The sequence below is a fragment of the Proteiniclasticum sediminis genome, assembly GCF_018128025.1.
GTDB classification, from domain to species: Bacteria; Bacillota; Clostridia; order Clostridiales; family Clostridiaceae; genus Proteiniclasticum; species Proteiniclasticum sediminis.
In genome coordinates, this window is the sequence record NZ_JAGSCS010000035.1 from 1 (window position 1) to 6,484 (window position 6,484).

The window sequence follows — 6,484 nt, forward strand, 5'->3', positions numbered from 1 at the left end:
ATTTCGACGGGTTCATCATCCAAGTCCGTCTCAAAATAGTAATTGGTGACATCATAGAAGACCAAGGCCCCTGTGCGTCCGATCTGCTTCGCGATCGCATGGTGCATCTGCAGCTGGATTTCTTCACTGAGTACAGAAAGGGTGTCCAGGGAACGGTAAATCTCTTGTGGGGACAACGCAAAGTCGCCGAAAAGATCGCCTTGGGTTTGCACACTCTTCCATTTGCTTTGCGGATCCAGGATTCTCTTCACCGTCAAGAGGCGCAAGGCCTCGTTCAGGTCGATTTTTGATTTGGTCTTCTTCAGGTGTAGGCTCAGCACGCTCGCGATGCCCAGACTTTTGTAGACTTCGTCCAGAAGGAGCCAACCATAGTTTTGGAGAGGAGCAGAGATTTTCTGGTTTAAATCCAGGGTCAGGAACAGAGTTTCTGGTTCCGGTTGAAATTTTCCTTCCTTGACGCTCTCCTTTAGTTCCGCAAGATAATTAGGATTTCCGGCTTCCAGATCGGTTAGCTTTCCCAGGGATTTTACGGTCCGGTGTTTGACCTTGTCTTTGTCGCGGTAGCCTTCCACAATTGAAACATACTGAATGCCCTCGCGATTTTTGGTTACTTTCACAAACATACCTTATTATATCATATACAACCGTATACAACAAGAGAAATAATAAGAAAACCCCTGATTTTCTTTGGGATATCAGGGGTTTCGTCGCAGATGTCTTAAAGAAACTGTCAAAGTCGGGAAGCTCCCCGCAGGCCACTTTATCGCCCTGACCCCCAGGGATTATTTTCGTTAACTTCCCGTAAAAACTTCTTCAGGGTTCCCCACCAGGGGAAAAATACGGTATAATGACTCCAGACTTATACAGGCGGTGATCAATTTGCTGGAGACTCTCCAACAATGGGACGAGAATATCGTCATCTATATCAATAAGAATTTTAAGCATAAACTTCTCGACTATTTCTTCATCGCTGTGACCTATCTGGGTTCCGATGTTTTTGCCTTAGGCTTTGTTCTTGCTTTTTCCTTTCTCCCTGGCCGGAATCTGGATGACTTTTCCATTTCCGCCGCCATCGGCTTAATCCTGTCTTCCCTCACCGTGGGGATTCTGAAAAATACCATCCGCCGAAAGCGCCCTTTCCAGACCATCATTGAGCTGGAAAGCCTGAAAATCGGCGTGGATCAGTATTCCTTCCCCTCGGGCCATACCTCCGCAGCCTTTTGTCTGGCGGTGACCACCGCCATGGTGACCTCCGGTCACATCTCCTCGGCCCTCTATATGGCCCTGGCTTTCCTGGTGGCCATTTCCCGGGTTTATCTGGGCGTCCACTACCCCACCGATGTGACGGCTGGTGCCCTCATCGGAAGCTTTTCCGCAGCGCTTGTGCACATCCTCAGGAGGTAGAAGTATGTTTGATCAGATTAAAGGTGTCATTTTCGATATGGACGGGACCCTGGTGGACTCCATGGGGGTCTGGCGAAAAATCGATGAAGACTTCATCCTGAAAAAGGGACTGAACATTCTCCCCGAAGTCCTCATGGAGCGGATCTCCCATTTAAGCTTCAATGAAACCGCCGAATACTTCAAGCGGGAGTTTCAGCTCCCGGAAAGCGTGGAAGAAATTAAGGCCGACTGGAACAGCCAAGCCAAATACGAATATATCCATCATGTGCCCTTGAAGGAGTATGCCTTCGAGCTCCTGGACACGCTGAAGAATAAGGGAATCAAACTGGCTCTCGCCACCAGCTCCTCGGGCGAAATTCTTCACGAAACCCTTCACGCCCGGGGCATCCACCAGTTCTTCGACGTCCTCGTCACCACGGATATGGCGGGAAAAACAAAAGTGGAGCCCGATGTCTATCTTCTGGCCGCGAAGCTCTTGGAACTGGCTCCCCAGGAAATCGCAGTCTTTGAAGATATCCCCGCCGCCATGGCGGGTGCCCGGAAAGCCGGCATGACGGTTTTTGGGGTCTACGACTCCTTCTCTGCGGACAAACGGGAGGAAATTCTTTCCACCTGTCACGTCTTCATCCACAGCTTCAGCCAGGTTCTCCACATGATTAGCTAAAAAGTGTCCCCATGCTGGGTTTTGATCCGCAGCATGGGGACTTTCTTCTTACTTGTATTCCACCGGGAACTTTTCTTTCAGCTCGATGAGGAGCTTTGTGTAGTATTCCATCTGCTTTTCCTGCAGCATGCGGTTCATGACCTGGCTCTTCACGGCTTCAAATTCCACCGGTGCGGTGCCCTTCTTTTCCGTAGTGCGGATGATGTGGTAGCCGAACTGTGTGGCCACGGGCTCTGCGGTCATTTCACCCTCTTCCAGGGCAAAGGCTGCATCCTCGAATTCCTTCACCATCATGCCCCGGCCGAACTCGCCCAGGTCTCCGCCCTGTTCCTTGGACGGACAGCTGGAGTGTGCCATGGCGGCTTCTTCGAAGGAGAGTTCTCCCCCATTCAGCTTGCCGATGAGTTCCTTGGCCAGATCCTCATTGTCCACCAGAATATGGCTGGCACGAATGGAGGCCTCGCCCTGGTAGAGATCAGGATTCTCGTCGAAGACGGTCTTGGCTTCCTCTTCTTCGATGGTGATGGCGCCAAAGACCTTGTTCATGGTGAAGCTGTACTTGATGTCCTTCAGGGCCTGCTCCACCTGGGCCTGATAGTGGGGGTCATTGTCCAGCCCCAGCTCAGTGCCGAAGGCGTTGATGAGCTCTACGCTCACCAGCTGCTCCAGCAGCTGGTTGCGGCCGTATTCCGAGTCAAAATAGCTTCTTCTTTCCGGAGGAAGCGATGCAATGGTGCTGTCCAAAATGGCGTCCGTGATTTCGATGCCGTTTACTTTCGCCAGTACATGATTTTCCATAAATAAACTCCTTTATTGCAGATTCTTCTCTATCTTAACACATTCTCTCCCCAATGAGAATTCACAAAAAATTGGATAAAATTTTTCAGTCTTTTTGCATTGTCCTCCGGCGTTTTCGGGTACAATGGAGAAAACGTCTCAAGGAGGCTGACCAATGATCACACTCAACCAACCCGCTCCGGATTTCACCCTCATGGGTTCCGATAAGAAGGAACATGCCCTCAGCGACTACAGGGGCTCCCTGGTGGTCCTCTACTTTTATCCCCGTGACAACACCCCGGGATGCACCCTGGAAGCGGAAGGCTTCCGGGATCACCACGATACCCTGTCGGGCCTGAAAGCCACCGTGCTGGGCATCTCCCGGGACACCCTGGGCTCCCATGACAAATTCATCGAAAAGTTCCAGCTGCCTTTCCTTCTCCTTTCCGATGAGGAGAGCAAAGTCTGTGAACTCTACGATGTGCTGAAGGAAAAAAACATGTACGGGAAGAAGTCCATCGGCATTCAGCGCAGCACCTTCATCATCGATGAAGACGGCATCGTCATCTATGAAAACCGGAAGGTGAAGCCCGAGGGCCACGCCGAAGAAATTCTGGAGTTTTTGAAAAACCGCTAAGATCAAAAAAAGCATGAGGAGCAACTCTCCTCCGGCTTGAAGAACCGGGGAACAGCCAGAAAGGCCATTCCCCGGTTCTCTTGTTTTTCTTCGGAATAATGTCGTGACTTTCCTTCGGGACTACGCCGAAAAGGCGATGCGGGTGGTGGCCACAAACATGCGCTTTCCCGACAGTTCCTTCAGGTTCAGGGTTTCCATGCGGCCATTATCGGACACCAAGACCTGGAAGTTGTCGGTATAGCCGCAGACGGTGACCCAGTGGGAATACAGATTGTCCTCATAGCCCTTTCGCAGCTTCAGCCCCACGATGAGAGGCACAGGGACATCTTCGTCGATGCTTTTTTTGATCTCCATCATCATGCCCCGCAGCCCCCATACGCTTCCGACAAAACTGTGGGTGATGCTGACCCGGGCTTTTTTCCCCCGGAGCCGATAATACCAAATCGCCGCCAGTTTAAAGCGCAGGGCGGTGGTGGGTCCCAGCAGATAGGACCGGAACATGTGGTTCTGGTCTCGGATCAATTCCTCCCGGACATAGGATTTTCCATCCATATAGGCGGCAAATGTGTTCAGGGTCACGGCGCCGCAGCCAAACCGGGCCAGGCCCTTGGTGCTCAAATGCTGGCTCCCGCCGTAAAGCCCGCTGAAGATCTTCCGAAGGTCCTTCGTCAGGACGGTATATTCAATGCCATTCACGGTCTGTTTCATCTTCATTCTCCCCAAGGTTTTCTTTCATTATAAACAGTTTTTCCTTCAGCGGGGGATTTTCATGGAATTTTAACGGCTGCAGTTTGGGGAGTTAAGAAAAAGCGGGCTTTTTAAAGTGCCCGCTATGATCCTCTTATTCTCTTCTAAGCTTCTTCCAGGAGTTTCTTTACATAGTTGGGAAGCGCAAAGGCCCCTTGATGAATATCCGTATTGTAGTAGCCCGTTTCCAGTCCGCGCTGATTCCAGGCGTGGGCATCCAGATCCGCCACGGGATCGAAGGTCTTGGAGGCAAAGCCAAAGAGCCAATGTCCCGAGGCATAGGTGGGGATATGGACCTGATAGACCTTGGCGATGGGGAAGCTTTCCCGGATGCGCTGGTGAGCCCGCTGCATAGCCTTGGCATAGTGATCGTAGAAGGGGCTTTCATGCTGGTTCACCAGAATCCCATCCTTTGTCAGGGCCCGATGACAGTTTTGGTAGAACTCCCGGGTAAAGAGACCTTCCCCCGGTCCGATGGGGTCTGTGCTGTCCACGATGATGAGATCGTAGGCATCCACCTTCTCCTGGACAAACTTTAGCCCATCCTCAAAGTACAGGGTGACCCGGGGATCGGCAAATCCGCTGGTGGATTTGGGGAAATAGGCTTTGCAGACTTCCACCACCAGTTCATCAATTTCCACCATGTCGATGGATTCAATTTCCGGATAGCGGACCAGTTCCCGCACCGTTCCGCCGTCCCCGGCACCGATGACCAGGACCTTGCGGATCTTAGGATTGGTGGCCATGGGCACATGGACAATCATATCGTGGTAGATGAACTCATCTTTTTCCGTGATCATGACCAGGCCGTCCAGGGTAAAGAACTTGCCGAACTCTTCCGTCTCAAAGACGTCAATGCGTTGAAAATCACTCTTTCCGGAATAGAGCTGCTTTTCCACCTTCAGGGAGAACTTCGCTCCCCGGCTGTGGTCTTCTGTATACCATAATTCCATCTGTATTTCCTCCGATTCCGATGTTCGCTGAACATCAGTCATAAATATTGGCTCCGCTGAATATTTCAATCATTTCCCGACGCAGGTTGTTGGTAATCTCCAGTCTTTCCTTAGGGGAGAACTCCCGGATGTCGTTGCGGAATAGATAGTTCTGCAGATGAATGTCCTTGATCAGCATCTTCGTATGGAAGAGGTTGGCCTGATAGACATTGATGTCATGGGCATCATAGGCATCCAGGGTCTTGGGATCAATGAAGTCCTGAATGGACCGGATATCATGGTCGATGAAGAGCTTCTTCCCCTCTTCCGCCCGCGTAAATCCGCGAACCCGATAGTCGATGGTGATGATGTCGGAGTCAAAGCTTCCGATGAGATAATCCAGCGCCTTCAGCGGAGATATTCGTCCGCAGGTGGAAACCTCGATGTCCACCCGGAAGCTGCTGATGTCTCGATCCGGATGATACTCCGGATAGGTGTGCACCGTCAGGTGACTTTTGTCTAAATGTCCCACGACGCTTTCCCGGCGGCCATAGACCACTTCCCCCAGATTGCAGGACGCATCCACAATATCTTTTCCCAAGGGTTCCTCCGAAATGAGGACCGTGACGCTGGCTCCCTGGGGATCGTAATCCTGTTTTGAAATATTGAGGACATGGGCACCGATCATCTCCGTGACGTCGCAGAGTATTTTCGTCAGTCTCTCGGAATTGTACATCTCGTCGATGTAGTCCACATACTCGCTCTGCTCCTTTTCCGTCTTGGCGTAGCAAAGATCGTAGATATTGAAGCTCAGGGTTTTGGTCAGGTTGTTGAAGCCGTAGAGTCTCAGTTTCTCAGCCATGGTCATTTTCCTTTCGGCCGCCCGGGGTACCCCTGGGACGTTAATCCTTTTTCGCGCTGGAAATCCCCTCTGGATCGCATGAAGCTCTCCTTCTCGAGAGTGTTCCTGGAGTGAGTTTACAAGAATTCAGCCCCCTTGTCAACGGAGAAAGCACAAATTTAATAAGTATTTAGTTTAGTAATACTAAACTTTCTTCATCCTTTTCAAAACCATTGAACCCCAATGCTTTTTCCTGCGAACCGGAAGCTGCTGTGCCACGCCACAAGCACAAAAAAACCGCATCTTGCGATGCGGTCATCTTTGGTGGCTTCACTCGGAATCGAACCAAGGACACGTAGATTTTCAGTCTACTGCTCTACCAACTGAGCTATGAAGCCAAGGAAAAACTGGCATCCCCCTACTTTCCCACAGAGCTGCCCCTGCAGTATCATCGGCACCTATAGGCTTAACCGTCGTGTTCG

At 51.1% G+C, this 6,484-nt stretch carries 8 protein-coding genes, 1 tRNA gene and 1 pseudogene; 3 read left to right on the plus strand and 7 right to left on the minus strand.

Annotated features, from left to right (window positions below):
• Positions 1-572: pseudogene (locus tag KCG48_RS14145) on the minus strand (IS1634 family transposase); the annotation flags it as partial.
• Between the two features lie 298 nt (positions 573-870).
• Here KCG48_RS14145 and KCG48_RS14150 point away from each other — a divergent pair.
• Both KCG48_RS14150 and KCG48_RS14155 read left to right on the plus strand, forming a co-directional pair.
• Entirely contained in the window at positions 871-1,404 is a 534-nt protein-coding gene (locus tag KCG48_RS14150; RefSeq protein ID WP_331000408.1) for a phosphatase PAP2 family protein, read from the plus strand.
• Between the two features lie 4 nt (positions 1,405-1,408).
• Positions 1,409-2,068 carry an HAD family hydrolase gene (locus tag KCG48_RS14155; protein ID WP_211802829.1) on the plus strand — a complete coding sequence of 220 codons (660 nt, stop codon included), beginning with the start codon at positions 1,409-1,411 and terminating at the stop codon, positions 2,066-2,068.
• 48 nt (positions 2,069-2,116) lie between these two features.
• Here KCG48_RS14155 and KCG48_RS14160 read toward each other — a convergent pair whose 3' ends face one another.
• Positions 2,117-2,866: a peptidylprolyl isomerase gene (locus tag KCG48_RS14160; RefSeq protein WP_211802830.1), complete on the minus strand. Its 750-nt coding sequence runs from the start codon at positions 2,864-2,866 to the stop codon at positions 2,117-2,119.
• Between the two features lie 154 nt (positions 2,867-3,020).
• Between KCG48_RS14160 and KCG48_RS14165 the strand changes: the two genes are divergently transcribed.
• Complete coding sequence (locus KCG48_RS14165; protein ID WP_211802831.1) at positions 3,021-3,482, plus strand: peroxiredoxin; 462 nt, start codon at positions 3,021-3,023, stop codon at positions 3,480-3,482.
• A 120-nt stretch (positions 3,483-3,602) separates the two neighbouring features.
• On the opposite strand, the gene KCG48_RS14170 is transcribed toward KCG48_RS14165, so the two are convergent.
• The 5 genes from KCG48_RS14170 to KCG48_RS14185 all read right to left on the minus strand — a co-directional run bounded on the left by KCG48_RS14170 (position 3,603) and on the right by KCG48_RS14185 (position 6,400).
• Complete coding sequence (locus KCG48_RS14170; RefSeq protein WP_211802832.1) at positions 3,603-4,190, minus strand: hypothetical protein; 588 nt, start codon at positions 4,188-4,190, stop codon at positions 3,603-3,605.
• Between the two features lie 143 nt (positions 4,191-4,333).
• Positions 4,334-5,182 carry a polyamine aminopropyltransferase gene (speE, locus tag KCG48_RS14175; protein ID WP_211802833.1) on the minus strand — a complete coding sequence of 283 codons (849 nt, stop codon included), beginning with the start codon at positions 5,180-5,182 and terminating at the stop codon, positions 4,334-4,336.
• A 34-nt stretch (positions 5,183-5,216) separates the two neighbouring features.
• Entirely contained in the window at positions 5,217-6,023 is an 807-nt protein-coding gene (speD, locus tag KCG48_RS14180; protein ID WP_211802834.1) for an adenosylmethionine decarboxylase, read from the minus strand.
• A gap of 169 nt (positions 6,024-6,192) precedes the next feature.
• Positions 6,193-6,321 (minus strand): hypothetical protein, encoded by a 129-nt coding sequence (locus KCG48_RS14925; RefSeq protein WP_269142452.1) that lies wholly within the window; start codon positions 6,319-6,321, stop codon positions 6,193-6,195.
• A gap of 3 nt (positions 6,322-6,324) precedes the next feature.
• Positions 6,325-6,400 (minus strand) — tRNA-Phe (locus tag KCG48_RS14185).
• Between the last annotated feature and the right edge of the window lie 84 nt (positions 6,401-6,484).